A 22762-nucleotide genomic window follows, 5' to 3' on the forward strand; every position below is an offset into this window, starting at 1 on the left:
GGCGCACCTTCTCGGCGTACGAGCCGGGGGTGCGGCGGACGCTGGGCGAGCTGGTGAGACGTGGGCCGGCGGGGGCCGGAGCCGGGCGCTAGCATCGGCCAGCATCGGCGGGCATCGTTCCCAAGCTCTTGATGAGCAGGGGAGCCCCCCACTACCTCCAGGCCAGGGAGCGAATCGTGCTGATCACCCACGACACCCGGTGTTCTCTCGACGCCGTGGTCGATCTGGTGAACACCGCACCGGAGACGAACGGCACAGACGGGCTCGCGAATCTGGCGTCGCTCGGTGAATTCGTACGAAGCCACGACGTCAGCGATGTCGGCACGCTCTCCGAAGGCGACCTCGCCGACGTCCACCGCATCCGCGCCCGCTTCGGGGAGGTCTTCGCGAACCCCGAACCGCAGGCCGCCTCCGTGATCCTCAACGAACTGATCGCGACGGCGGGCACCACGCCCCGGCTCACCGACCACGACGGCTACGACTGGCACATCCACTACTTCGCGCCCGGCGCCTCCGTCGCGGACCACCTCGCGGCCGACTGCGGGATGGCGCTGTCCTTCTTCCTCGTCGCCGGGGAGCAGGAGCGGCTGCGGCGCTGCGAGGCGCCGGACTGCCGGCACGCCTTCGTCGACCTCTCCCGCAATCGCTCGCGCCGCTACTGCGACAGCCGCACCTGCGGCAACCGGCTGCACGTCGCCGCGTACCGCGCCCGCCGCAAGGAGGCCGCGGGCTAGCGGAGCCGCGGGCTAGAGCAGCAGCAGGTCGTGCAGCGAGGCCACCAGGATCAAGGTGCTGATCACCGCCAGGAAGATCATCAGGGGTGGCTGCGAGAGGGCGAAGAGACAGCCCTGCCGCTCCTCGTCGCCGGTGGCGTGCCGCTCGGTGTCGGCAGGTCGCTCATGGGCCGGTGCCGCTCGTCCGCCGTCGTCCGGCGGGGCGGCATCGCCCTCTGTGGTGGTGTCAAGCATCTCGCGGTGATGATGACGCAGCCGCCGGGCCGTCGCCTACCAACACGCCCGGTCGGAGCGGCAGTTAGCCGGATCCCGTGAACAGGCGAAAGTCCCGTGCCCAGCGCGCTCCGCCCATGGCTCACGGGCGTCCTCCCTCGCGAGACCCGGCGGCACCGTCCGCACTCGAACGAGGGAGCCGCGCATGACCATGGAACGCAGCCGGCTGTTGACGACCACCTCGGCACAGCGGCGGTCGCCGGACGTGGTGCGGACGCTGCTGCCGTCAGATGTCAGATGCCGTGCTTCTTCAGAATCGCCTCGATGTCGCTGAAGTCCTCCGCGGGCGCGGCCTTCTGCGGCTTGGCCGCGGGGCGGCCCTCGGGCGGACGGGCGCTCGCGCCGAGCGAGGGCGCCGACGCGGCGGGCGCCACCGCCTCCCGCTGCGCGGCCTTCGCCGCCTTGCGCTCCTTGCGGGTGCCGCCGGTGCGGCGCTCCACCGCACGCGTGCCCAGGAACATGAGCCAGGCCACGCCGAGCACGCCGAAGCCGATCCATGCCTTGAGGCTGAACGCCGTGTCGGCGGCCCAGCCGACGACTCCCGTCATCACCAGGCCGACGGGAACCAGTGAGTACGCGGCGAGCCGGGCGGCGGAGAGGAAGCGCTTGCGGTAGGCCGAGACCGCGGCGATGCCGAGCCCGGCCGCGGATACGGCGGAACAGACGGTCTCGGCAATCATCCGGTCCTCCAGGCATGCGGGCTTACGTCGGAAAAGACGCTGTCGTCCCTTCCATCCTGCACCGGACGGGCGCCGTGTAGCCATGTCCCGGTCGGACCTCAGGGACATTTCCGGGTCATCTCGGGGTCCGGCCTCCTCCCCAGGTGCCGGTCGGCGCCGCCCCTCCGGTTGGGTGGCGCGTTCTCGGGCTGGAAGACTGTGCGTATGAGCGACTCCCCTCCTGACCACCCGGCCCGCCCCGTCGTCATCGACGTCTGGTGCGAGCTGCAGTGCCCCGACTGCCGCACCGCCCTCGACGACGTGCGCGCCCTGCGCGCCCGCTACGGCGACCGCGTCGAGCTGCGCCTGAGGCACTTCCCCCTCGAAAAGCACAAGCACTCCTTCGCCGCCGCCCAGGCCGCCGAGGAGGCCTTCGAGCAGGGCAAGGGATGGCCGTACGTCGAGGCGGTGCTCGCCGGGGTGGAGAACCTCGACCGCGAGGGTGAGAAGTACCTGGTGGACACGGCCCGCGAACTCGGCCTCGACGACGACGAGTTCGACACCGCGCTGATCGACGGGCGGCACATCCTGATCGTCGACGCCGACCAGGCCGAGGGCAAGGCGATCGGCGTCACCGGCACGCCGACGTACGTCGTCGACGGCGAGCGCCTGGACGGCGGCAAGAGCCAGGAGGGCCTGCGCGAGCGCGTCGAGGGGATCGCCGACCGTCTTCTCGCGACGGACGACGCCTAGAGCGGACGCCGGGAGCAGACCCCTAGATCAGCGGCTTGTAGAGGTAGTACGAGGCGGGTTCGTAGCCCAGCGACTCGTACAGGCGCAGGGCCGGGGTGTTGCCGGCGAAGACGTTGAGGCCGATGCGGTTCCGGCCGGCCGCGCGGCCCTGCGCCTCCGCGACGCGCATGAGGGAACGGCCGTGGCCTTGCCCTCGGTGCTCCTCAGCCACCTCTACGTTGTAGACGAAGGCGTCCTCATCCTCCAGGGCGACCCACAGGGTGCCCACCCGCACACCGTGCCGGGTCAGGACGCTCACCCAGGAGTCAGGCGTCGCGAGCCCCTGCGGGAGCAGGCGCGCGTGGTCGGCGCGCGCCTTGGCACGCGCCTCCGCCTCGGGCACACCGCGCTCCGTCCAGTCCTGTACGTAACCGTCCTCCTCGCGCGCCAGCCACGGTTCGTACTCGTCCTCAGCCATCGGCCGCCACTCGACGCCGTCGGGCAGGGCGGGCGCGTCGGCGGGCAGCGGCTTGCGCAGCACGCGGTTCCGCTCGACGTACCCGAGGGCCATGCAGAGGCGCAGGGCCGCGGTGGCTGCGGCGGGGACGGCGGCCTCGATACGCGTGCAGCCCCAGCCGCGCGCCACCTCCTCGGCGGCCAGCGCAGCCACTGTGCCGCGCCCGCGTCCGCGGTCCGGCTCCGTGATGCGCAGGTCGCGGACCCGGCAGACGCGGGGGCCGAAGACCTCGTGCGTGGCGAGGGCTATCGAGCCCACGGGACGGCTGTTCACACAGACGTCGTACGTGCGCGCCTTGCCGCCGTCGGCGCTCTGCTGAAGCGGCCCGGTCGGCCGCAGGGTCGTGGTCATCCCTCTGGTTCTACCCGCCACGGGCCCGCACCGTCACCGGGGATTCCCCGGACTTACGGATCCAGGTCGTCCGCGGCCCGCTCGTCGAAGATCCGCATCGCCTTGGTGGTCACCGGCCCGGGGGCCGTGGGGATTTGACGTCCGTCGACGCGGTGCACGGCCTGCACGTCGCGCAGTGTCGACGTCAGGAAGACCTCGTCGGCGCGGTCCAGGACGTCCAGGGGCAGGTCGGTCTCGTGCGCGCCCGTCCACTCGACGGCCAGCTCGCGCGTGATGCCGGCGAGGCACCCGGAGGCGACCGGCGGGGTGTGGATCTCGCCGTCGAGAACGACGAAGACGTTGGATCCGGTGCCCTCGCAGAGCTGTCCGACGGTGTTCGCGAACAGTGCCTCCGAAGCGCCCTGTTCGCGCGCGCGGGCCAGGGCCACGACGTTCTCCGCGTACGAGGTGGTCTTCAGGCCGGTCAGCGCGCCGCGTTCGTTGCGGGTCCACGGCACCGTGACCACCGCGGTGGTGTCGGGCCGCCGCTGGGCCTCGCCGAGAGCCACGACGAGGGTGGTGCCCTGGTCGCCGCGGTCCGAGCCGAGCGGCGAGAGGCCCCCGGTGTAGGTGATCCGCAGCCGGCCGAGCGGCAGGGGGTTGGCGGCCAGGACGGCGGCGCAGGCGCGGCGCACCTCGTCGAGGTCCGGCTCGGGCAGTCCGAGGCCGCGCGCCGACTTCGCGAGCCGGGCGAGGTGGCGGGTCAGGGCGAAGGGACGGCCCTCGACCGACTTCACCGTCTCGAAGATGCCGTCGCCGACCGTCAGCCCGTGGTCGAGGACGGAGACGCGGGCGTCGTCGAGGTCCTGCAGCCCGCCATTGAGCCAGATCTTCACGTGGTGGTCCCTCCGCTCGCTTCGTAGGCCCCCGACGCTACCGCCAGCAGCCGCGCGGCCTTCAGCTCGGTCTCCCGCCACTCCCCCTCGGGGTCCGAGCCCCAGGTGATGCCCGCCCCGGTGCCGAAGCGCAGGACGCCCTCGGCCCGGTCGATCCAGAAGGTGCGGATGCCGACGGCGAGCTCGCCGGTGCCGCGGTCGGCGTCGACCCAGCCGATGCCGCCGCAGTACGGGCCGCGGGGCGCGGTCTCCAGTTCGTCGATGATCCGCAGGGCGCTGGACTTCGGGGCGCCGGTGACGGAGCCGGGCGGGAACGCGGCGGCGAACAGCTCGGGCCAGCCCGCGCCGGGCCGCAGCTCGCCGCCGACGGTGGAGACGAGGTGGACGAGTCCGGGGTGCTTCTCGACGACACAGAGGTCGGGGACGGTCACCGAACCGGTCGCGCAGACGCGTCCGAGGTCGTTGCGGACGAGGTCCACGATCATGACGTTCTCGGCGTAGTCCTTCTCCAGGAGGTCCGCCTCGGTGCGGCCGGTGCCCTTGATGGGGCCCGACTCCACGGAGCGTCCCCGGCGGCGCAGGAAGAGCTCGGGGGAGGCGGTGGCCACCTCCACGCCGTACTCGGGAAGCCGAATCGTTCCGGCGTACGGAGCGGGGTTCCCGCGCGCGAGGAGGGACGTCAGGGCGTCCACGTCGGCGTCGGCGGGGACGGGCGCGGACAGTACGCGGCAGAGGTTGGCCTGGTAGACCTCGCCGGCGGCTATGTACGCGCGTACGCGGCGTACGCCCTCCGTGTACGCGGCGCGGTCGAGGGACGACGTCCAGTCGTCGGCGGCCGGGCCGTGCCACCTCCCCGGGACGGGGGCGGGCACGGCTTCCGCGCGCACGTCGTCGAAGCGGGCGCAGACCACGCCCCCTTCGAAGTCCGCGGTCACCGCCCAGAAGCCGGTGGAGTCCAGGGCGGCGGGGTCGCTGGTCACGTCGCGCAGGCCGGTGGCCACGAGACCGCCGAAGCGCGCCATGGGAGGGAGCGTGGAGGAGGACGTCAGAGGGGGGTTGTGCACGGCTGTGAGTCTATGACCGGTGTGCCGGCCGTGCCTCGGACCAGGGACAGCGCAGCACGCTGCGCAAACGCGTTTTTGTACTGGCCCAGGAATCCGCTAGAGTTCAACACGTCGCCGGGACGCGCAAGCGGACCGGGAAAGACAAGCGGACGTAGCTCAGTTGGTAGAGCGCAACCTTGCCAAGGTTGAGGTCGCCAGTTCGAACCTGGTCGTCCGCTCGCAGGAAAGTGGGGGATCTTCCCGAACCCCTACGCTCCTGGTGGAGTGGCCGAGAGGCGAGGCAACGGCCTGCAAAGCCGTCTACACGGGTTCAAATCCCGTCTCCACCTCCAAGGACGATTAGCTCAGCGGGAGAGCGCTTCCCTGACACGGAAGAGGTCACTGGTTCAATCCCAGTATCGTCCACTGGATCTTGGTGAAGGCCGATGGAGATCGGTTTCATGGAGATCGTCCCGCGCGATTAGCTCAGCGGGAGAGCGCTTCCCTGACACGGAAGAGGTCACTGGTTCAATCCCAGTATCGCGCACGCAGTACGCAGCACAGCACACCCTATGCAGCACGCAGCACATGCAGGTTGCCCCGCGCGATTAGCTCAGCGGGAGAGCGCTTCCCTGACACGGAAGAGGTCACTGGTTCAATCCCAGTATCGCGCACCAGCACAGAAGCCCCCGGCCGTCTCCGCGACCGGGGGCTTCGTCGTTCACTTCGCCGTTCGTTCAGGACGAGAAGAGCATGTGCCCGAAGCTCTTGTGACGCTTGTGGCCGTAGTGGTCGCCGTGGCCGTGGTGGCCGCCGCCGTGAGCGACGTGCGGGGCGCCCCAGGCGGGAGCCGGAGCCGCGGGGTAGGCCTGGGGGGCGGCGGGCGGCGCGGGCGGCGGGGGAACCTGCTGGCCGCCCCACTGCGCCTCAAGGCGCGTCAGCGACTCCAGCTCGCCGTAGTCCAGGAATATCCCGCGGCAGTTGTTGCACTGCTCGATCTGGACGCCATTGCGGTTGTACGTGTGCATTGGTGCGTGGCACTTGGGGCACTGCATATGGACGGCTCAACTCCTCGCCGATGGTGACTGCTTCGCCGGGAAGACTGCCCGGCTTCGGTGCGTTGCACCCTACTTCGTCGTGTCCGGTACCAACTCGGGCGGGCGAGCGGCCACTCCGGCCATCCGGTCACAGGCGTCGACCAGGGCCTGCTCCACCTCGTCCAGGGGGCGTCCGGCGGCGACCGCCTTGGCGATGGCCAGGGCGGCGGTCTGCACGGTCAGGGCGCGGGCCGGGACGTCCAGGGAGGGCCAGGGGTCGGAGCCGTCCACGGGGACCGCGCGGCCGCCGGCGCTCCGATAGGCGTCGAGGAACCGCGTCCACTCCTCCGGAGCGAGGAGGCCGCACGCGTACCAGGCGGCGGGGCGCGCCAGGTCCCAGGCGGGGTCACCGCCGCCGAGGTCGTCCACGTCGATGAGCAGCCAGTGCCCTGCCGCCGCGCGCACGAGCTGGCCCAGGTGGAAGTCGCCGTGGCACAGGTGCCGGGGGCCGGGTGCGGGGGCCTCGGCACGGGCCCAGGCCGGCAGGCCCGCCCAGGCCCGCAGGACCGGGGGCGCCGCGGGGTGCGGACCGGTGGCCCGGAGCCGCTCGACGGCTCTCGCCGCCTTGGCCGGTCCGCGCATCGGCGGGAGCGGGCGCGGCAGCGCGGTCGCAGGGGTGGCGTGCAGGCGGGCGAGAAGGGTGGCGGCGGCCTCCCAGGGGGCGGCGTCGGGGTCGTCGCGGTCGACCGGGGTGCCGTGGGGCCAGAACGTCACGAGGCGCCCGTGCAGCCGGTCTGCGGCGGTTCGCAGCGGAGCCAGCAGGACACCGGGGAGGCGCGCGGCCACGCCGAGACGCACCGCCAGCTCACCCGGCTCCGTCTCAGGAGCGTGAGCCTTCGCGACGAGCTCGCCGTGCCGAACGACGGTGGCGTCCACCCGGTCCGCAAGCACCCCGCCCCCGTCCCCGGCCCCGCAGACGCAGGGCCCGCCGGGGCGGGGGTGGGCCGCGGCACGGGCCTTGGCGGTCAGAGCGGTGAGGATCGCGATGGTCACGTGCTTCCGTACGTCGAAGTGCTGTCGCCGAACGAAGCGTACGACTGCCTGCGCGCCTTGACGGCACCGCAGGGGCGGGGGCCCGGGGCGCAGCCTGAGCGGACGGGGCCGGGGGCACCGCTGCGGGCCGGGTGTCCGCGTCGGACGTCTGCATACCGACCGACGGGGCGCCGCGTGGCGCCGCGCCTTGACGACAGCGTATGAGCGGAGGCCGGGGGCGCCCGCCCGAGCGGGCGGGCCGGGGGGCACAGCTACGTGCCGAGCATCCACGTCGGGCGTCCACGCTCCGACCGCCCAGGCGGCACCCTACGAGCGGAGGCCGGGCGCGCCTGCCCCGAGCGTGCGGAGCCCGGGAGCACCAGTGCGTGCCCGGTGTCCGTGCCGGGCGTCCGCCTGCCTGCCGCCCGGGCGCCGCGTCGCGCCGACCGTCTTGACGGCAGCGTGTGAGCGGGGCCAGGGGCGCCGCCTGAACGGGCGGGCCGGGAAGGGCCGCTGCCGTGCCGGGCCTCCACGTCAGGCGTCCACGCGCCGCGCCACCCACCTTGACGGCACCCCACGAGAGGGGTCAGGGCCGCCACCCGAGCGGGCGTAGCCCGGGGGCGCCGCTGCGGGCCCGGTGTCCGCGTGTCCGTCGTCCGGGGGCCGCGTTCGCGGTCGGTGTCGGGCATGGCAATGCCCGCGCAGCTCCCCAGCTGCGCGGGCATTCTGCCGTCCGCCGCACCCCCGTCCCCACGGGGTTTCAAGGCCGGATGTCCCCGCCCGGACCGCTCTTCCGGGCCCGGGGCGCCGCTCAGCGCCCCAGCATCACGCCTACGGACGACGCTTGTGTGACCACTGCCTCCCAGCCGCCGAAGACGACCACGAGCAGGGCTGCCAGGGGGAGGACCATGGCCGTCGCCACCAAGGGATGGCGCGTGCCGGACGGGCGGACGCCGAACGCGGAGAACCTGCGCCCCTGCGTGCGGATCATGGTCCGCGGTGCCGTGTCCGCCATGATTCCTCTCCTGACCCCTTCGATGTGGATTTGGAGCGGCGAGTGTCTGACCTCGGGGGACGAGTGCTACACCCGCCGCTTGACCTCAAATTTAGGCGCGCGGGGGGTCCCGGGCGTCATGCCCTCGTACCGATTGCCGGGCCTCCCGGAGGATGAGCGGCCGGGGTGCGCGTACTCCCGTGGGTGGAGATGGGGTCCTACGACGGGGTCCTAGGACTTAGGGGGACTCAGGGTCTGCCCTGAGGGACGCGCCGTGGCTTCCGAAGCGTCCTCCCTGGGGACGGGCTGCTCCACCAGGGCCAGGACCCGGGTCGCCATGAAACGCGCCGTACGCACCACAGACCCGCTACGGGTGACTTCGCTCACTTCGACCACTCCCCTGCGGACCGCCGTCTCCACCCGCCGACCGGCCCTGCTCGCCACCACTTCGTACGTCCGAGTCGTGTCACCGGCGTCCACGACTATCTCCACACGATCACCCTTCACGGGATCAATCCCCCTTCAGTGACGGTTGGTTGGAGCACGGGGCGACGGCAACCGCCGCCCGGCCCCCGCCCCCTGACCACTCTTCAAGTTTCCCACCCGGCACTGACAATCGATCGCCCCGCGAGGGCGCGGCCTCTGCACGTGCCCGGCCGCGGAAACGTAAGCTGTGGCTCGTCAGACGGACCGGGTAGCGGGGATGGACATGGCGATGATGCGGCTCCGGCGCGAGGACCCGCGTGTCGTCGGCTCGTTCAGGCTGCACAGGCGCCTGGGCGCCGGCGGCATGGGGGTCGTCTATCTGGGGTCGGACCGGAGGGGGCAGCGCGTCGCCCTGAAGGTGATCCGGCCCGATCTGGCGGAGGATCAGGAGTTCAGGTCGCGGTTCGCGCGGGAGGTCTCGGCCGCCCGGCGTATTCGCGGCGGCTGCACGGCGCGGCTCGTCGCCGCCGACCTCGACGCGGACCGGCCGTGGTTCGCCACGCAGTACGTCCCCGGGCCCTCGCTGCACGACAAGGTCGCCGCCGAGGGACCGCTCTCCGCAGCGGATGTCGCGGTGGTCGGCTCGGCGCTCGCCGAAGGGCTCGTGGCGGTGCACGAGGCCGGTGTCGTGCACCGGGACCTCAAGCCGTCCAACATCCTGCTGTCCCCGAAGGGGCCGCGGATCATCGACTTCGGTATCGCGTGGGCCACCGGCGCCTCGACGCTGACGCATGTCGGGACCGCCGTGGGCTCCCCCGGCTTCCTCGCCCCCGAACAGGTGCGCGGCGCGGCCGTCACCCCCGCCACCGACGTCTTCGCGCTCGGCGCCACGCTCGCGTACGCGGGCATGGCGGACTCGCCCTTCGGCCACGGCAGTTCCGAGGTCATGCTCTACCGCGTGGTGCACGAGGAGGCGCAGCTGCACGGCGTGCCCGACGCGCTCGCGCCGCTCATCAGGGCCTGTCTCGCCAAGGACCCGGAGGAGCGGCCCAGCACGCTCCAACTGTCGCTGCGGCTGAAGGAGATCGCCGCCCGCGAGGCCCAGGGGATCGGCGAGGCGCGGCCGCCCGCGCCGCGGCAGGACCACGACCGGCCGACCGGCAGGCTCGCCGAGAGCTACCTGGACGAGCGCACCCAGCGGCGGGCCGCCCCGGGCGCCACTCCCCCGCCCCGGTCGGGGCCGGCCAGGACCGGCTCGTCCCGCCCGGCCGCGCCGCGGTCCGGCTCCCGGCCCGCCGGGCCCCGCAACACCACCCGTTCCGGCGGCAGGCCCGCCCCCCGCAGCGGCACCGGGCGCCAGGGGCCGCGCACGGGCCCGCGCACCACGGGTACGGGCCGTCGGATGCCCGCCAATCCGCGGCTGCTGCGGCAGCGGCTCACCGTGTTCGTCGTCGTGACGCTGCTGGTCGCGCTCGGCATCGCGGCGGCCCAGGGGTGCCAGGGGCCCGCGCGGAGCCTCGGCGACACGGACGTACACCAGCAGAAGCAGGCACAGACGCAGACGCAGTCATACCGTCCGCCGGGCGGGCCCGGGGGCGGCGTCCGCAGCTGAGCGCGTCCGTCCCGTCAGAGCCGCGGGCGGCCCGTCGCCACCGCGTAGAACGCGACCGCCGCCGCCGCGCCCACGTTGAGCGAGTCCACGCCGTGGGCCATCGGGATGCGCACCCATTCGTCGGCGGCGACCAGCGCCTGGGTGGAGAGTCCTTCGCCCTCCGCGCCGAGCATCAGCGCGACACGGTCCATGCGGTGCGGTGCCACCTCGTCCAGCGACGTGGCCTTCTCGTCGGGGGTGAGCGCGAGGAGGTTGAAGCCCGCCTCGCGGACGCCCTCAAGGCCCTTGGGCCAGGACTCCAGGCGGGCGTACGGGACCGAGAAGACGGCGCCCATCGAGACCTTGACCGAGCGTCGGTAGAGCGGGTCCGCGCAGTCCGGGGAGAGCAGGACGGCGTCCATGCCGAGCGCCGCCGCCGAGCGGAAGATGGCGCCGATGTTGGTGTGGTCGTTGACCGCTTCCATGACGACCACGCGGCGGGTGGTCGCGAGGAGCTCGTCGGCGGTGGGCAGCGGCTTGCGCTGCATGGAGGCGAGGGCGCCGCGGTGCACATGGTAGCCGGTGACCCGCTCGGCGAGGTCGGGGCTGACCGCGTACACCGGCGCGGGGAGTTCGTCGATGACGTCGCGCATGACGTCGACCCACTTGGCCGAGAGCAGCATCGAGCGCATCTCGTACCCGGCGTCCTTGGCCCGTCTGATGACCTTCTCGCCCTCCGCGATGAACAGGCCCTCGGCCGGTTCACGCTTGCGGCGCAGCTCGACGTCGGTCAGGCCTGTGTAGTCGCGCACGCGTGGGTCGTCGGGGTCGTCGACGGTGATGAGATCAGCCACAGGGTGATACTGCCTTGTCCTGGGTGTGGTGCCAACGGCTCCGGACGGGTTCCGTTACCGCTGGTTACGTGGAGGTGGGCGGGGCGGGTTACGCGAGGGGCTCGGGGCCGACCTTCACCACGTCGCCGATGACGATGACGGCCGGGGGCTTCACCTCGTGGGTGCGGACCGCGTCGGCGACGGTGCCGAGTGTCGCGTCGACGCGGCGCTGGGCGGCCGTCGTGCCCTCCTGGATCAGGGCGAGCGGGGTGTCGGCCTTCTTCCCGTGGGCGATCAGGGCCTCCGCGATCCTGCCGATCTTGTCGACGCCCATGAGGATCACCAGGGTGCCGCGCAGCTTGGCCAGGGACTGCCAGTCGACCAGGGAGCGCTCGTCGTCCGGGGCCACGTGGCCGCTGACCACCGTGAACTCGTGGGCGACACCGCGGTGGGTGACGGGGATGCCGGCGGCCGAGGGGACGGAGATCGAGCTGGAGATGCCGGGTACGACGGTGCAGGTGATGCCCGCTTCGGCGAGCGCCTGGAGCTCCTCCATGCCGCGGCCGTAGACGTAGGGGTCGCCGCCCTTGAGGCGGACGACGGCCTTGCCCTGCTTGGCGTGCTCGATCAGCGCGTTGTTGATCGCCTCCTGCGCCATGAAGCGGCCGTACGGGATCTTCGCGGCGTCGATGACCTCGACGTGCGGCGGCAGCTCGTCGAGGAGGTCGCGGGGGCCGAGGCGGTCGGCGATGACAACGTCCGCGGCGGCGAGCAGGCGCCGGCCGCGGACCGTGATCAGGTCGGGGTCGCCGGGGCCGCCGCCGACCAGGGCCACGCCGGGGGTCCTGGTGCGCAGGTGCGGGGCGACGAGGCTGCCGTCGCGCAGGCCCTCGACGACCGCGTCGCGGATGGCGGCGGTGCGGCGCGGGTCGCGGTCGTGGACGTCGCTGGAGAGGACCGCCACGGTGACGCCCTCGGAGCGGCCGGTGGCCGGGGTCCAGGCGGTGGCCGCCTCCGCGTCGTCGGAGCGCACGCACCAGACACGCTGCCGCTCGGCCTCGGCGGAGGCACGGGTGTTCGCCTCGGCGTCGCTGGTGGCGATCAGGGCGTACCAGGCGTCCTGGAGGTCGCCTTCCTCGTAACGGCGCCTGGTCCAGGTGATCTCGCCCGCGTCCGCCATGGCCTCCACGGACGGCGTCGCCGAGGGAGAGACGAGGAGGACGTCGGCACCTGCCTTGATCAGCGCCGGAAGGCGGCGCTGGGCCACCTGGCCGCCACCGAGGACGACGACGCGGCGTCCCGCGAGGCGGAGACCTACGGGGTAGGCGGGGTTATCGGCCATGGCTCTGGGGCTCCTCGTGCGGGCGGAGTCTTCGTGGTGCGCTACCGCTGCTGCGCTGGAGCGGCTGCTTGACGTGCGGGTTCAGTATGGCGGGGGCGGGGCCGGAGGTCTCCCCCAGCCCCGCCCCGGTACCGAAAACGGGGGCTTCGCCCCTGGACGGCTGCTTCTACTTCTCGGTGACGCCGGCCGAGTCGAACGTGGCCACCTCGTGCATCGCGCGGGCCGCGCTCTGGACGACCGGCAGGGCCAGGAGCGCGCCCGTGCCCTCGCCGAGGCGGAGGTCCAGGTCGACCAGGGGGCGCAGGCCCAGCTTGTTCAGGGCCGCCACATGGCCGGGCTCCGCGCTGCGGTGGCCCGCGATGCAGGCCGCGAGGACCTCGGGGGCGATGGCGCGGGCGACCAGGGCCGCGGCGCCGGCGCTGACGCCGTCCAGGATGACGGGCGTACGCAGGGAGGCGCCGCCAAGCAGCAGGCCGACCATGGCCGCGTGCTCCAGGCCGCCGATCGCCGCGAGGACGCCGATCGGGTCCGCCGGGTCGGGCTGGTGGAGGTCCAGGGCGCGGCGGACCACCTCGACCTTGCGGCTGTGCATCTCGTCGTTGATGCCCGTGCCGCGGCCGGTGACCTCGGCGGGGTCCACCTCGGTGTAGACGGAGATGAGGGCCGCGGACGCGGTCGTGTTCGCGATGCCCATCTCACCGGTGAGGAGCGCCTTGTTGCCGGCGGCCACCAGGTCGCGGGCCGTCTCGATGCCGACCTCGATCGCCGCCTTGACCTCCTCACGGGTCAGGGCGGGGCCGGTCGTCATGTCGGCGGTGCCCGCGCGGACCTTGCGGGGCAGCAGGCCCGGGGTGGCGGGCAGTTCGCTCGCCACGCCCACGTCGATGACGCAGACCTCGGCGCCCACCTGGTTGGCGAAGGCGTTGCAGACCGCGCCGCCGCCGAGGAAGTTGGCGACCATCTGCGCGGTCACCTCCTGGGGCCAGGCGGTGACGCCCTGGGCGTGCACGCCGTGGTCGCCCGCGAAGATCGCGACGGCCGCGGGCTCCGGGATCGGCGGCGGGCACATCCGGGAGAGGCCGGAGAGCTGGGCGGAGATGATCTCCAGCATGCCGAGCGCGCCCGGCGGCTTGGTCATGCGCTTCTGGCGTTCCCACGCCTCGCCGAGCGCCTTGGCGTCCAGCGGGCGGATGTTGGCGACGGTCTCGGCGAGCAGGTCGTGCGGGTCCTCGCCGGGCAGCGCGCGCCGGCCGTACGTCTCCTCGTGGACGACCCAGGACAGCGGGCGGCGCTTGGACCAGCCCGCCTGCATCAGCTCGGGCTCGTCCGGGAACTCGTCGACGTAACCCACGCAGAGGTACGCGACGACTTCGAGGTGCTCGGGCAGGCCGAGGGCGCGGACCATCTCGCGCTCGTCGAAGAAGCTGACCCAGCCGACGCCGAGGCCTTCGGCGCGGGCGGCGAGCCAGAGGTTCTCGACGGCGAGCGCCGAGGAATACGGGGCCATCTGCGGCTGGGTGTGCCGACCGAGGGTGTGGCGGCCGCCGCGGGTGGGGTCGGCGGTGACGACGATGTTCACCGGGGTGTCGAGGATGGCCTCGATCTTCAGTTCCTTGAACTGCTTCGCGCGGCCCTTGGGGAGGGACTTGGCGTACGCGTCGCGCTGGCGCATGGCCAGTTCGTGCATGCTGCGCCGGGTGTCGGCGGACTTGATGACGACGAAGTCCCAGGGCTGGGAGTGGCCCACGGAGGGCGCCGTGTGGGCCGCCTCCAGGACGCGCAGCAGCACCTCGTGCGGGATCGGGTCCGAACGGAAGCCGTTGCGGATGTCGCGGCGCTCGCGCATGACGCGCAGGACGGCCTCGCGCTCGGCGTCGGCGTAGCCGGGAGCGGCGGTGCCGGGCGACATCGCGGGCTCGGCCGGGTCGGCGGTCGGCTCCACCACGATCAGGGGCTCCGGGGCCTCCGCCGTCTCCGCCACGGCCATTGCCGGGGCCGCGACGGCGTGTGCTTCGGCGACGGGCGCCTCAGCTTCGGGGGCTTCCTGCGCGGCGACGGGCGCGAGTGCCTCGGGGGCCTCGGCCGTCTCGGGCGCGGGGGCGGGTGCTTCAGGCGCTTCGGCCATCTCGGGTGCTTCGGCCACTTCGGTCACTTCGTTCGCTTCGATCGGTTCGAACGAGATGACTTCGTCGGCCTCGTCCAACTCGTCGGCCGGGTCGGCCGTCTCGGGCGCGGCCGGGAACTCGGTCGGAGCCGCCGCAGAGGAGACAATACGGGGCACAGTGGGGGCGGGCGGGACCTGGGGGGTCCGCACGGGCTCGGCCGGTGCCTCGCCCGTCGGGCTCTCGTCGCTCTGCTGGGGGGCCGCTTCGGGCACATCGCTCTGCTGGACGGCCGCTTCCGGCGCGCCGGTCGGCTCTGCGGCGGGTGCCGCCGTGGGCTGGGCGCCGTCGCGCGGGCCGGGCACGGTGACGGCGGGCTGCCCCGCTGCCTCGGGTCTCGCTTCGGCGGCTGCCGGTTCCTCGGGGGCTGCCTGCTCTTCGGCGGCTGCCGGCGCTGCGTGAGCTGCCGGCGCTGTGTGAACGATCGGCGCTTCGTGAGCCGTCTGCTCGGCGGCGGCCGAGGGCTCGGCGGTCATGGCCTCGGGTGCCGCGGCTTCCGCGACCTCCAGGGGCGGTACGGGGACGGGGGCACCGTCGGCCGGGTCCGCGGGGAACTCCGGGGCGGGGGCCTGCGGAGCGGTGTCCTCCTGGACGGGACGGGTCTCGGCGGCCTGGTCCTCCTGGGGGACGACCACGGGGTGCGGAGGCGTCGGCGCCAGGTGGGGCGTGGTCGGGACCGTGCCTTCGACCGGCACGAACTGGCCGATGGGCGCGGGCTCCTGCGGCATCCGGGGCTCAGGGCTGTGCGGGTCCGGCGCGGCATGCCGCGCCTCGGGAGCGAAGCCGGCCTGAGCCGCCTCTTCGGCGTGCGGGGCCTGGGCGCTCTCCCATGGCTGGGCGGAGGCGACGGCGAACGTGGACTGGCCGACGGCGGCGGGCACGCCCTGCACGAACGCGGGCTGCTCCTCCGCCGGAAGCTGTTGCGCGGCCGGCGGGAACTGCTGCTCCGCCACCGGGAACTGCTGCTGCGCCATGGGGAACTGCTGTTCCTCCACCGGAGCCTGGCCGAGCTCGGCGGCGTGCTGCGCCATGGGGGCGGCCTCGCCCGGAGCGCCGTCCCCGGCGTCCGCGGCCTGCGGGAACACGGAGGGCTGGGGGGCCGCGGGCGCTTCGGCCGCCACGGGGGTCTCGGATGCCTCGGGCACCTCAGGTGCCTCATGCACCTCGGTCGCCTCGGGCAGCTGCGGAGCCGGAACATCCGCCTCCGGGGACTCCGGTGCAGGCGTTACAGCTGTGACACCCGTTGCCGCCGTGGCGGCTGTTGCGCCCGCGGCCTCTGGGACGACCGTTTCTGCTGGCGCGGAATAGGCGCCCGCGCCCTCGGGGGCCCACGGCGCGGCTCCCTGCGGCTGGATCTCGCCCAGCTGCGGACCCGGCAGCCCCGCGTCGTCCCGCGGAATGTCGAGATACTCGGGGCCGGTGGTCGGCGGTCCCGCCTGGCGTACCGGCACGGAGTGCTGCTGCGCTGCCGGGGCGCCCGCGGGGCCCCGGTCGGCGAGCGAACGCACCGGGCTGCCCGTGCTGTCCGGCACGACCGGGCCCGAGGGGCCGTGGTGCAGCGGGCGGCGGGCGGGGCCCGGGTGGGACGCGGCGGGCGTGGCGCCGGGCATGCGGACGCCGGTCAGGTCGACCGAACCGCTGTCCCGGCCCGACGTCTCGTGCGGCCCGGGCTGGTGGACGGCGTGGACGGCCCCGGTGTGCCCCGGAACCGCCGTCTGACCCTCGCTCCACGCGCCCTGCGCGCCCGGCATCAGCAGCAGGTCGTCGTCGTCGGCGGGATGCTCGGCGAAGTCGGAGGGGGCGGCGGGAGCAGCGGGGTCGGCGGGGTCAGCCGCGGCGGCCGCATCGGCGAAGGGACGCGTGCCCTGCGCGGAGACGCCCGGCTGCTGTGCTTCCATGCCCTGCACGGGCCCGGAAGGCACACCGTTGCCTGCGCCCTCCGGCAGTCCCTCACCCGGGACCTGGCCGGTGTCGGTCATGCGTAACCCCTCGCCCATCGGTTAGTGCTTCTTCGGCCGCCCCCCGGCCTTCGGCCGGGGCGGCCCCATCGCCCGGAGCGGCGCACCAACCGCCCGTCATCCTCAACGAGCGTGCGCGCCCCGCGGCACGAACCGCGCGCCGGACAACAGGCATTGTCCCTGTCGGTCCGCCGCCGTGGCAGCTTGATCGGCCACGGCCCGCTGTGGACTGCGCCACGTTGCGCGTCCTCCGGTCATGCCGTACCACACACCCCCCGAAAACGGGCGGGCTTTCCGGGGATCGACCAGCGAACCGCTGGGCGCCCGGGTGCAGTACAACAATCGGCCAGCCTACCCCGCACTCTGTGTCGGCAGGGTCACGGGGAGCGGTCGGGCAGCCGCCCCGAGAGCAGGAACGCCACCGTCCGCTTCTCTTCGCGCCAGCCCCGGGTGTCGAGTTCCACGGACTGCAGGAGAGCGCACTCCACGGTGTATCCGTGCTCGCTCAGGTCCCTGCCGATGAGTTCGGCGGCGTCGCGTGTCGCGGCGTGCGTCACGATGCGCTCCGGCCGGCGGTCGGCGACCGCCGAGACCACCGCGGCTCCCCCGCCCCCGACGCGTACGACATCGGGTTCGGGCAGGTCTTCGAGGATGTGCGGGGCGACGCCGTGCACGGTCTGCGCCTGGACGCCGAAGCGGCGGACGGCCGCCGTCGTGCGGCCGAGGGCGTCGGGGTCGCGGTCGACGGCGATCACGGCGGCGCCGAAGCGCGCCGCCTCCGCGGTGAAGGCGCCGCTGCCGCAGCCGATGTCCCAGACGAGGTCCCCGAGGCGCGGCCCGAGGCGCGCGAGTTGGGCCGCCCGCAGCCGGTCGTTCTCCCCCTCGCCGAGCCAGATGTCGCCGCCGTACTCCGCGGCGGGCAGCGCCCAGCCTCGTGCGCCGCGGGCCGGTTCGCGCCCCATGATCCAGCCGGTGTCGGCGGCCGCGGCGGTGCCGCCGATGACGATGACGACGTTCGGGTCGCGCCAGGTGTGGTCGGCTGCGTTGTCGGAGGTGACGACGGAGACCTGCTCGCGTTCGGTGCCGAGCTCCTCGCAGATCACGAAGGTGCGGTGGACGCCCTGGAGCAGCAGGCCGAGCTCCGCGGGGCCCGCGCCGGGCGAGGTGAGGACGGCGACCTTGGGGTGGGCGCGGCAGACGTTGACGGCGCGGCGCAGGGTGCGGCGGTGGGCGACCACGACCTCGGCGTCGTCCCAGGGCATGCCGGCGCGGGCGAAGGCCTGGGCGACGGAGGAGACGGCGGGCACCACTTCGACTTCGAGGCCGAATTCCGGGGCGCGCAGGGTGCGTACGACGCCGAAGAAGCCGGGGTCGCCGTCGGCGAGGACGACGGCGGTGCCGCGGTGGGCGGCGATGCGGCGGGCGGCGAGGGCGACGCTGCCGAGGCGGATCCGTTCGGCGCGGGCGGGGAGCTCGTCGAGCGCCAGGTGGTGGGCGGCGCCCGCCACGAGCGTCGCCGCGCCGAGCGCGGAGCGCGCCGCCGCGGTCAGCGGCGTGCCGTCCCAGCCGATCACCGTGACCCGGTCGGCCATCTTGGTCTGTCTCCTGGGTTCTCGCGGGTCGTCAGTGCGGGGTGGCGGCTGCGGTGGGGACAGCCGGGCACGCGGCCATGGGCGAGCCTACCTGCTGGAAGCGGGGTCAGTTCCAGTCGGAGAAGGCCGAGAAGCCGCTGTCGGCGAGGCTTTCGGAGACGCCTTCGAGGTCTTCGGGGAGGAGGCTCCACACGATGAGGTCGGTGCGCACCTGCAGCCAGCCGCCGAAGGGGTCGCCGCCGTTGCGCGTGCGCGCTATCCAGGCGCCGCGCAGGACGCCCTCGCTGATGCAGCCGATCTTCTGCGCGACCTGCTGGGCGGCGGTGTTGTCGGCGGCGGTGCGCAGTTCGATACGTTCGAACTTCTGGTCGTGGAACAGCCATTGGGCGGTGGCGAGCGCCGCCTCCGACGCGTAGCCCTCGCCGCGGGCCCAGGGGGCCACGACGTAGTTCAGTTCGGTGGAGCGCACGCGCCAGTCGGTGCACTTGAGTTGGATGATGCCGACGAGGCGCTGGGTGAGGAATTCGGTGACGGCCAGGACGATGCCGCGGGCCTCGGCGCGCTCGGCGGGGGCCAGCCGGGTGATCCAGTCGCGGGCGTCGGCCTCGGTGAAGGGCTCGGGCACGGAGGTCCAGGCAGTGACCTGCTCGTCGTTCATCATCTCCGCGTACGCGGGGACGTCCGCCTCTTCGAGGGGGCGCAGCACCAGCCGCTCCGTGCTGATGGAGATGTCGGGGAAACCGGCCGAGCCCGACGTGCCCGATGTGCCCGAGGAGGCTGTAGTCATGCGCCGCTCCGTAACCTTCATAGACCTGAAGGACCTTCACCTTTCGGCCTTCTGAAGTGCCCAGCATGCAGCATGTGCGGGCGCAGACGCACCACGGGGTCCTCTCCCGGTGTGGAGGAGGACCCCGTGGGCGGCACGCGCGCGTGAGGCCGTTCAGCCCGCCTCGACGGGCAGCACGGAGCCCCTGTACTTGTCCTCGATGAACCTCTTCACCTCGGGCGAAGTCAGCAGTTTCGCCAGCTTCCTGACCCGCGGGTCGTCCTCGTCGCCCTTCTTGACGGCGAGGACGTTGTTGTAGGGGTTGCTCTTCGGGGACTCAAGGAGGATGGCGTCCTTCTTGGGGCTGAGCTTCGCGTCGAGCGCGTAGTTGTTGTTGATGACCGCCGCGTCGAGGTCGTCGAGGGAGCGCGGCAGCTGCGCCGGTTCGAGCGGCTTGACGGTGAGCTTCTTCGGGTTGGACGTGATGTCCTCGGGCGTGGCGGTGCCGCCGACGCCCTTCTTCAGCCCGATGAGGCCCTTGGAGGCGAGCAGTTGGAGCGCCCGGCCCTCGTTGGTCGTGTCGTTCGGGACGCCCACGGTGGCACCTTCGGGGAGCCGGGTGAGGTCCTTGGTCTCCTTCGCGTACACGCCCATCGGGGGCAGGTACACCTCGGTGACCGGTACCAGGTCCGCGTTCTTCGACTTGTTGAAGTCTTCGAGGTACGGGGTGTGCTGGTACAGGTTGGCGTCGAGGGAGCCCTCCTGGAGCGCGGTGTTCGGCGTGACGTAGTCCGTGAACTCCGTGATCCGTAGGTCGAGGCCCTCCTTCTTCGCGAGGTTCTGCTGGATGTACGCGAGGACCTCGCCGGCCGGCGTCGGGGTGGCGCCGACCACGAGCTCGCCGTCGTTCCCGGTGTCCGCGCCGCACGCGGTGAGGCCCAGCGCGAGGGTCAGGGCCCCCGCCGCGGCGGCGATGGCGGACGTACGCATGATCAGAACGCCGCGACGACGGCGCCGTCGTACTTGTCCTCGATGAACTTCTTGACCTCGGGCGAGGTGAGGAGCTTGGCGAGCTTCTTCACGCGCGGGTCGTCCTCGTCGCCCTTCTTGACGGCGAGGAAGTTGCCGTAGGGGTTGCCCTTGGCGGGCTCGGCGGCGATGGCGTCCTTGGCGGGGCTGAGCGCGGGCTTGGCCTCCAGGGCGTAGTTGCCGTTGATCACCGCGGCGTCGACGTCGGCCAGGGTGCGGGGCACCGTGGGGGCCTCAAGCTCCTTGAACTTGATGTTCTTGGGGTTCTTGGCGATGTCCTTGGGGGTGGCCTCGTAGCCCACGCCCTTCTTCAGCTCGATGATGCCGTTGTCCGCGAGGAGCTTGAGCGCGCGGGCCTCGTTGGTGGTGTCGTTCGGAATGGCGACGGTGGCGCCGTTCTTCAGCTCACCGAGCTTCTTGACCTTCTGCGAGTAGACGCCGAGCGGCTCCAGGTGAACCGTGGCTCCCGGGACGGGCACGATGTCGGTGCCGCGCTTCTTGTTGAAGTCGTCCAGGTACGGCTTGTGCTGGAAGTAGTTCGCGAAGACCTCGCCCTGTTCCACGGCGGTGTTCGGCGTGATGTAGTCGGTGAATTCCTTCACCTCAAGGTCGAGGCCGGCCTTCTTGGCGAGGTTCTTCTGGACGAAGTCCAGGATCTCGCCCTGCGGCGTGGCGGTCGCGGCGACGACGAGCGGGCCGTCCTTGTCGGAGCCCTTGTCGGAGCCGCAGCCGGAGAGCCCGAGGGTGAGGGCTCCGGCGGCGAGGACAGCGGTGGTGATCTTGGCGGTGTTACGCACGAAAAGTGCCTTTCTCCATGGGTGGTGCAGCCCCGCGGTGGTGGTGCGCGGGGAAGTCTGCGGTGACGCCCGGCGGCCGGTTCTCCCGGTCAGCCGGTCTTCGTGGTCGACTCGGCGGTCACGGCGGAGGGCACCGCGCCCCGCAGCGGCCGGAAGAGCGGCAGCCGGCCGGAGCCGCCGCCGCGCTTGTGCAGCCTGCGGGCCGCGTAGTCGCCGACGAACTGGATGATCGAGATGACCACGGCGAGGATCGCCACGGTGATCCACATGAGCTCGGTCTCGAAGCGCTGGTAGCCGTAGCGCAGGGCGAGGTCGCCGAGGCCGCCGCCGCCGACGGTGCCCGCCATGGCGGAGTAGCCGATGAGCGCGACGATCGTGGTGGTGGCGCCCGAGATCAGCGAGGGCAGCGACTCCGGGACGAGGACCTTGCGTACGACGGTCCAGGTGGAGCCGCCCATCGACTGCACGGCCTCGACGAGCCCGCCGTCGACCTCACGGATGGAGGTCTCCACCAGGCGCGCGAAGAACGGGATGGCGCCGATGGCCAGCGGCACGAGTGCGGCGTCGCGGCCGATCGTGGTGCCGGTGATCCAGCGCGTGAACCCCATCAGGGCGACCATCAGGATGATGAAGGGCATCGAGCGCGCGATGTTCACGATCTGCCCGATCACCTTGTTGAGGAGGGCGTTCTGCAGCAGCCCGCCGCGCTCGGTGAGGACGAGCAGGACACCGAGCGGCAGCCCGGCGACGACGGCTATCAGCGTCGACCAGCCCACCATGTAGAGGGTGTCCCAACAGGCCTGCTCCAGCAGGGGCTGCATCTCCGACCAGGTCACTTGGCACCTTCCTTGACCAGCAGCGTCGCGTCCTTCGGCGTGGGCGCGGCGTCTTCGCCCGCGATGTCGACCTGCAGCCCCTGCTCGCGCAGGAAGCCGATCGGGACGACGTTCTCCTCGAAGCGGCCTGGCAGCTCGATGCGCATGCGGCCGACCTGCTTGCCCGCGACGGTGTCCATCGCGGCGCCGAGGATCGAGATGTCGATGTTGTACGTGCGCGACAGCTGGGAGATGACCGGCTGGGTGGCGGCCTCGCCGTGGAAGGTCACGTCGACGACGGTGCGGTCGGCGCCCGTGGCCTCGCCGCTGACCGGGAAGAGCGCGGCGGCGAGCTCGGAGCCGGGCGTCGCGAGGAGCTCGCTGACGGTGCCCGACTCGATGATCTGTCCGCGCTCCATGAGGGCGGCGGAGTCGCAGACGCTCTTGACGACGTCCATCTCGTGCGTGATGAGCAGGACGGTCAGGCCGAGCTGCCGGTTGAGGTCGCGCAGGAGCTGGAGGATGGAGCGGGTGGTCTCGGGGTCGAGGGCGCTGGTCGCCTCGTCGGAGAGCAGCACCTTCGGGTCGCCGGCCAGGGCGCGGGCGATGCCGACGCGCTGCTTCTGGCCGCCGGAGAGCTGGGCCGGGTAGGACCTGGCCTTGTCGGCGAGGCCGACGAGGTCGAGGAGTTCGAGGGCCTTGCGGGAGCGCTCCTGGCCGGAGAGGCCGAGGATCTCCAGGGGCAGCTCGACGTTGTCCTGCACGGTCCTGGAGGACAGCAGGTTGAAGTGCTGGAAGACCATGCCGATGCGGCTGCGGGCCTGACGCAGCTCCTTGCCCGCGCGCGGACCGCGTCCCGCCAGGGCGGTGAGGTCCTGGCCGGCGACGGTCACGGTGCCGGAGGTGGGGCGCTCCAGGAGGTTGACGCAGCGGATCAGGGAGGACTTGCCGGCGCCGGACTGGCCGATGACGCCGTACACCTCGCCCTCGCGGACGTGCAGGTCGACTCCGTCGAGGGCGGTTACTTCACGACCGCGTGAGCGGTAGACCTTGGTGAGGCCGGAAGTGGTGATCACAGGGGTTTCCGTCACTGTCGAGTGCGCGGCGCGGGATGCGCCGGGCACGGGGCATTCGTTCGGAACGCGGCACGGTTCTCGCGGTGGTGGTGCGGTGGAACCGGAGGACGTGTGCGCGGGGCCGGCTC

At 72.7% G+C, this 22762-nt stretch carries 21 protein-coding genes and 5 tRNA genes; 8 read left to right on the plus strand and 18 right to left on the minus strand.

Annotation, left to right across the window (positions count from 1 at the left end):
• Positions 1 to 176 precede the first annotated feature (176 nt).
• A complete protein-coding gene (locus AB0H82_RS17170; protein WP_362993712.1) occupies positions 177 to 734 on the plus strand; it encodes a CGNR zinc finger domain-containing protein in 558 nt (185 codons plus the stop codon).
• 12 nt (positions 735 to 746) lie between these two features.
• On the opposite strand, the gene AB0H82_RS17175 is transcribed toward AB0H82_RS17170, so the two are convergent.
• Positions 747 to 968: a hypothetical protein gene (locus tag AB0H82_RS17175; protein ID WP_362993454.1), complete on the minus strand. Its 222-nt coding sequence runs from the start codon at positions 966 to 968 to the stop codon at positions 747 to 749.
• Between the two features lie 272 nt (positions 969 to 1240).
• Positions 1241 to 1687: a hypothetical protein gene (locus tag AB0H82_RS17180; protein ID WP_362993456.1), complete on the minus strand. Its 447-nt coding sequence runs from the start codon at positions 1685 to 1687 to the stop codon at positions 1241 to 1243.
• 204 nt (positions 1688 to 1891) lie between these two features.
• Between AB0H82_RS17180 and AB0H82_RS17185 the strand changes: the two genes are divergently transcribed.
• Positions 1892 to 2419, plus strand: a complete 528-nt coding sequence (locus tag AB0H82_RS17185; protein ID WP_362993458.1) for a DsbA family protein — start codon at positions 1892 to 1894, stop codon at positions 2417 to 2419.
• Between the two features lie 22 nt (positions 2420 to 2441).
• On the opposite strand, the gene AB0H82_RS17190 is transcribed toward AB0H82_RS17185, so the two are convergent.
• Genes AB0H82_RS17190 through AB0H82_RS17200 form a run of 3 tightly spaced genes read right to left on the minus strand, consistent with a single transcriptional unit; the run spans position 2442 to position 5163 of the window.
• A complete protein-coding gene (locus AB0H82_RS17190) occupies positions 2442 to 3266 on the minus strand; it encodes a GNAT family N-acetyltransferase (protein WP_362993460.1) in 825 nt (274 codons plus the stop codon).
• A 53-nt stretch (positions 3267 to 3319) separates the two neighbouring features.
• Positions 3320 to 4141 (minus strand): aminodeoxychorismate lyase, encoded by an 822-nt coding sequence (locus AB0H82_RS17195; RefSeq protein WP_362993462.1) that lies wholly within the window; start codon positions 4139 to 4141, stop codon positions 3320 to 3322.
• Entirely contained in the window at positions 4138 to 5163 is a 1026-nt protein-coding gene (locus AB0H82_RS17200) for a chorismate-binding protein (protein WP_362993714.1), read from the minus strand. The genes AB0H82_RS17195 and AB0H82_RS17200 overlap by 4 nt, the downstream gene beginning before the upstream one ends.
• Positions 5164 to 5350: 187 nt before the next feature.
• On the opposite strand from AB0H82_RS17200, the gene AB0H82_RS17205 reads away from it, so the two are divergent.
• The 5 genes from AB0H82_RS17205 (at position 5351) to AB0H82_RS17225 (ending at position 5861) form a co-directional block, all read left to right on the plus strand.
• Positions 5351 to 5423, plus strand: a tRNA-Gly gene (locus AB0H82_RS17205).
• Positions 5424 to 5463: 40 nt separating this feature from the next.
• Positions 5464 to 5537 (plus strand) — tRNA-Cys (locus tag AB0H82_RS17210).
• 1 nt (position 5538) lies between these two features.
• A tRNA-Val gene (locus AB0H82_RS17215) sits at positions 5539 to 5610 on the plus strand.
• Between the two features lie 49 nt (positions 5611 to 5659).
• Positions 5660 to 5731: transfer RNA gene (locus tag AB0H82_RS17220), tRNA-Val, on the plus strand.
• A 55-nt stretch (positions 5732 to 5786) separates the two neighbouring features.
• A tRNA-Val gene (locus AB0H82_RS17225) sits at positions 5787 to 5861 on the plus strand.
• A 60-nt stretch (positions 5862 to 5921) separates the two neighbouring features.
• Here AB0H82_RS17225 and AB0H82_RS17230 read toward each other — a convergent pair.
• From AB0H82_RS17230 to AB0H82_RS17245, 4 genes are all read right to left on the minus strand, one after another.
• Positions 5922 to 6239: a zf-TFIIB domain-containing protein gene (locus AB0H82_RS17230; protein ID WP_362993464.1), complete on the minus strand. Its 318-nt coding sequence runs from the start codon at positions 6237 to 6239 to the stop codon at positions 5922 to 5924.
• 72 nt (positions 6240 to 6311) lie between these two features.
• On the minus strand, positions 6312 to 7274 hold the full coding sequence (locus AB0H82_RS17235; RefSeq protein WP_362993466.1) for an aminoglycoside phosphotransferase family protein: 963 nt from the start codon (positions 7272 to 7274) through the stop codon (positions 6312 to 6314).
• Positions 7275 to 8064: 790 nt separating this feature from the next.
• Entirely contained in the window at positions 8065 to 8268 is a 204-nt protein-coding gene (locus tag AB0H82_RS17240; RefSeq protein WP_055569527.1) for a hypothetical protein, read from the minus strand.
• Between the two features lie 210 nt (positions 8269 to 8478).
• The gene (locus tag AB0H82_RS17245; RefSeq protein WP_362993468.1) at positions 8479 to 8754 is read right to left on the minus strand and encodes a hypothetical protein; all 276 of its coding nucleotides are present in this window, start codon (positions 8752 to 8754) and stop codon (positions 8479 to 8481) included.
• A 196-nt stretch (positions 8755 to 8950) separates the two neighbouring features.
• Between AB0H82_RS17245 and AB0H82_RS17250 the strand changes: the two genes are divergently transcribed.
• Positions 8951 to 10285, plus strand: a complete 1335-nt coding sequence (locus AB0H82_RS17250) for a protein kinase (RefSeq protein WP_362993716.1) — start codon at positions 8951 to 8953, stop codon at positions 10283 to 10285.
• A gap of 14 nt (positions 10286 to 10299) precedes the next feature.
• On the opposite strand, the gene AB0H82_RS17255 is transcribed toward AB0H82_RS17250, so the two are convergent.
• The 9 genes from AB0H82_RS17255 to AB0H82_RS17295 all read right to left on the minus strand — a co-directional run bounded on the left by AB0H82_RS17255 (position 10300) and on the right by AB0H82_RS17295 (position 22634).
• The gene (locus AB0H82_RS17255) at positions 10300 to 11118 is read right to left on the minus strand and encodes an RNA methyltransferase (RefSeq protein ID WP_362993470.1); all 819 of its coding nucleotides are present in this window, start codon (positions 11116 to 11118) and stop codon (positions 10300 to 10302) included.
• Between the two features lie 88 nt (positions 11119 to 11206).
• Entirely contained in the window at positions 11207 to 12439 is a 1233-nt protein-coding gene (gene cobA / locus AB0H82_RS17260; RefSeq protein WP_362993472.1) for a uroporphyrinogen-III C-methyltransferase, read from the minus strand.
• A 166-nt stretch (positions 12440 to 12605) separates the two neighbouring features.
• A complete protein-coding gene (gene cobT, locus AB0H82_RS17265) occupies positions 12606 to 16580 on the minus strand; it encodes a nicotinate-nucleotide--dimethylbenzimidazole phosphoribosyltransferase (RefSeq protein WP_362993474.1) in 3975 nt (1324 codons plus the stop codon).
• A 356-nt stretch (positions 16581 to 16936) separates the two neighbouring features.
• A complete protein-coding gene (cbiE, locus tag AB0H82_RS17270) occupies positions 16937 to 18151 on the minus strand; it encodes a precorrin-6y C5,15-methyltransferase (decarboxylating) subunit CbiE (protein ID WP_362993476.1) in 1215 nt (404 codons plus the stop codon).
• Positions 18152 to 18257: 106 nt separating this feature from the next.
• Positions 18258 to 18938, minus strand: coding sequence for a GNAT family N-acetyltransferase (locus AB0H82_RS17275; protein ID WP_362993478.1), 681 nt, complete (start codon positions 18936 to 18938; stop codon positions 18258 to 18260).
• 153 nt (positions 18939 to 19091) lie between these two features.
• Positions 19092 to 19907, minus strand: a complete 816-nt coding sequence (locus tag AB0H82_RS17280) for a MetQ/NlpA family ABC transporter substrate-binding protein (protein WP_362993480.1) — start codon at positions 19905 to 19907, stop codon at positions 19092 to 19094.
• 2 nt (positions 19908 to 19909) lie between these two features.
• Entirely contained in the window at positions 19910 to 20743 is an 834-nt protein-coding gene (locus AB0H82_RS17285; protein WP_362993482.1) for a MetQ/NlpA family ABC transporter substrate-binding protein, read from the minus strand.
• Between the two features lie 89 nt (positions 20744 to 20832).
• Positions 20833 to 21579, minus strand: coding sequence for a methionine ABC transporter permease (locus AB0H82_RS17290; RefSeq protein WP_362993484.1), 747 nt, complete (start codon positions 21577 to 21579; stop codon positions 20833 to 20835).
• Complete coding sequence (locus AB0H82_RS17295) at positions 21576 to 22634, minus strand: ATP-binding cassette domain-containing protein (protein ID WP_362993486.1); 1059 nt, start codon at positions 22632 to 22634, stop codon at positions 21576 to 21578. Before AB0H82_RS17295 ends, AB0H82_RS17290 begins: the two co-directional genes overlap by 4 nt.
• Positions 22635 to 22762 lie beyond the last annotated feature (128 nt).

Source organism: Streptomyces sp. NPDC050732, from assembly GCF_040654255.1.
GTDB lineage: Bacteria > Actinomycetota > Actinomycetes > Streptomycetales > Streptomycetaceae > Streptomyces.